This is a genomic window from Streptomyces viridochromogenes DSM 40736 (assembly GCF_000158955.1).
GTDB lineage: Bacteria > Actinomycetota > Actinomycetes > Streptomycetales > Streptomycetaceae > Streptomyces > Streptomyces venetus.
In genome coordinates, this window is record NZ_GG657757.1 from 3086601 (window position 1) to 3089577 (window position 2977).

Sequence of the window (2977 nt, forward strand, 5' to 3'; positions counted from 1 at the left end):
CGGGCCGGAAGGGCCACCGGGGCCGGAGGGGCCGGGGCCGGAAGGACCACCGGGGCCGGGAGGACCGCCCGGGCCGGAAGGGCCACCGGGGCCGGGGAAGCCGCCGCCGGGAGGACCGGGAGGGCCGGGAGGGCCGGGAGGGCCGGGAGGGCCGGGAGGGCCCGAGGGGTCGCCGCCGAACGGCGGGATCGGCTCGGCCGGGCGGTTCACCTGCGACGGACGCGAGCCCTGGTACTCGTACGAGTCACCGCCGCCGTAGGACGGACCGGGCGGACCAGGCGGACCGCCGGGACCAGGCTGGCCCGGTGGCTGGAACCGCACGCCCGGGCCGGGCGCCGTCGGGTGCGGAGCCGCGGGTGTGTACGAGGTGGCCGTGTTCGTCAGGAAGTTCCACCGGCACTCCTCGCAGAACGGGGCGCCGCCCTCACGCGGCGTACGGCACTGCGGGCAGAGCTCCGGCTGGGCGTTCGGCACGGACAGGTGCGGAGGAGGTCCACCGGCCTGGCCCCCCGGGCCGCCGGGGCCGCCGGGAGGGCCACCAGGCCCGCCGGGGCCGCCCGGAGGCGGGAAGCCGTAGCCGCCGCCGGGCGGGGGCGGCGGGGGTGGCGGAGGCACGGCACCCGCCATGCGGTGACCGCAGACCTCGCACCAGTCGTCGGAACCCGACTGGTGTCCGTTCGGGCAGGTCGGCATGTCGGCGCGTCCCTCCTTCGATCTCTTCTAGGTCACTTCTTCACGCGAACAGTCTTGGTGGACCGAGTCTCGAGCGTCATCTCGTCGGCCTCCTCGACCTTCGCCTTCAGTCGCACAGTACCGGTCGCGGCATCGACCACGTCCACCACCTTCGCAAGCAGTTTCGCAGTATCGGCGTTCCCGGAGGCACTCGCGAGCTGAACGGCCCGGCCCAGTTTGGCCGTTGCTCCGTCCCTATCTCCCGACTTGCGGAGATCCAGCCCTTGTTGGATGGCTTGTGCCAGTTCGGCCTGCCCGGTGTAGTGGGCGACCTGAGGGTTGATCGACGTCGAGGCGACCATGTCGTCCGTCCACACCGCACGCACCAGGCCCTGCGCGCCGAGGTTCTGGGCGCTGCCGTCGGGCTGCGGAATGACCAGCGAGAGCCGGGCCGCGAGCATCTCCTGCCCGATGTTCGCGGGCGGCACCTCGACGCAGACGTGGTAGTCACGGGACTCGTCGCCCCAGGAACCCAGGGGGTAGTCACCCGCGCGCGGGCCCGACTCGGTGCGTCGGCCGGTCAGGTTCTCGACGGTGGGCGCGACTTGCTTGACGAACCTCACAGTGGTGCCGACCGGGGTCCACAGCCGCAGCGAGACGTCCGCGACCTCCTTCCCCATCGCCGTCTCCATCATCTGCGTGAAGTCGGCGGCGAGTCCGGCCGGGTCGGCGACGATGTCGGCGGTGCCGAGCAGGGCGGAGGCGATCCCTGTGACTTCTTTCACTTCCCAGTCGGTGCCGACGCCGCGCGCGTCACAGGTGAAGCGCCCCGCGCAGGCGTCGAGCGCGGCTTTGAGGTCCTGGGGCGACTCGTGCTCGTTGCGGCCGTCGGTGAGCAGGATGCCGTGCCGGATGGCGACGTCCGCCGAGGACAGCAGGCGGTCGGCCAGCTTCAGCCAGGTGCCGATGGCCGTGCCGCCGCCCGCGCTGAGCGAGCGCAGCGCCTGCTTGGCCTGGGCCCGGGTGGTGGCGTCGGCGACCGCGAGGCTCCCGCCGCCCGGGTAGACCTCCTTGGCCACGTGCGTCCCGCCGATCACCGCGAAGTGCACGCCGTCGCGCAGGGTGTCGATCGCGGCGGCCGTGGCGTCCCGGGCGTTGCGCATCTTGGTCGGCGGGTAGTCCATCGAGCCCGAGCAGTCGACCATGATCGCCACGGCCGCGGACGGGCCCTGACCGGGCGAGTAGAGGTGGGGCGCCGAGACCGCGGTGCCGATCGTGCCGCCGCCGGTCGCCGTCACCGTGACGATGGCGTTGACCTCGCCGGCCCCCTCCGGCAGGTACTCGTTCTGGTAGACGTCCACCGAGAACTGGGGCACGTTCGACTTCGAGAAAATGGCCATGCCTGCTTCGATCCCCCTCGAAAGCCCCCGCCCTCAGCGGGGTGATGACGGTAGGCGGACCCGGTCCCCTCCGGTCCGCCGAGGCGTCCCCGTACGTGGCCTCAGGCCGATCCTGCCCCCTGGGGGACGGCCGGGAACGGCACGAGGGCCACTGTTACGTTGTCGTGGCCCCCGCCGTCCAGGGCGTGGCCGACGAGCACCCGGGCGCTGTGCAGCGGATGCGTGGCCGCGTCGAGCGGCACGACGCGGGCCATCTCCTCGGCCGCCTCCGCGTAGTTCCACAGGCCGTCGGTGCAGACCACGACCACGCCCGGCCGGTCCGGCTTGAACGCGGCGGTGTGCGGTTCCAGTTCGTAGGCGTCCGCGCCGAGCCAGCCGGTGATCGCGTGGGCGCGCTCGTCGGCGTAGGCCTCGGCCTCGTTCATCAGGCCCGCGGCGACCATCTGCGCGGCCCACGAGTCGTCCTCGGTGAGCCGGGCGGGGGGAGCGCTCCGGTCGACCGGGACCCAGTAGGCGCGGCTGTCGCCGACCCAGCCGACGATCAGCAGGCCGGACGTCACCACGGCACCGACGAGGGTGCACGCGGGTGCGTTCTGGTGCGGGGCCTGCTCACGGGCCGTGGCGGGCTCCTCGGCGAGCGAGTTGACGGCGCGTGAGGCGGCGATGATCGCGTCGTGCATGGCCTGCTGGGGGTTCGTGCCGCGCGGCAGGGCGGCCAGCAGGGTCTCGCTCGCCGCCTTCGACGCCGCCATCGAGGCGTCGTCGGGGCGGGTCGCCGAGGAGACGCCGTCGCAGACGATCGCCACGGAGGCGGGCGAGCCGTCCGGCAGCGCGGCCGTGCCGATGGCGAACGCGTCCTCGTTGCGGTGGTGGCGCAGGCCGCGGTCGCTGACCGCGGCCACCGG

Annotated in this window: 2 protein-coding genes and 1 pseudogene; all 3 read right to left on the minus strand. The window is 73.7% G+C overall.

The window, feature by feature from the left end:
* Nucleotides 1–693 (minus strand): annotated as a pseudogene (locus SSQG_RS42685) (FHA domain-containing protein); the annotation flags it as partial.
* A gap of 32 nt (nt 694–725) precedes the next feature.
* Nucleotides 726–2072, minus strand: coding sequence for a vWA domain-containing protein (locus tag SSQG_RS13490; protein WP_003990323.1), 1347 nt, complete (start codon nt 2070–2072; stop codon nt 726–728).
* A 101-nt stretch (nt 2073–2173) separates the two neighbouring features.
* On the minus strand, nt 2174–2977 hold an 804-nt coding region (locus SSQG_RS13495), incomplete at its 5' end, for a PP2C family protein-serine/threonine phosphatase (protein WP_039932620.1).

Bases quoted from the DNA above. Each gene is read 5' to 3' on its own strand.
- SSQG_RS13490 (WP_003990323.1), bottom strand. From the start codon at position 2,072: ATGGCCATTTTCTCGAAGTCGAACGTGCCCCAGTTCTCGGTGGACGTC.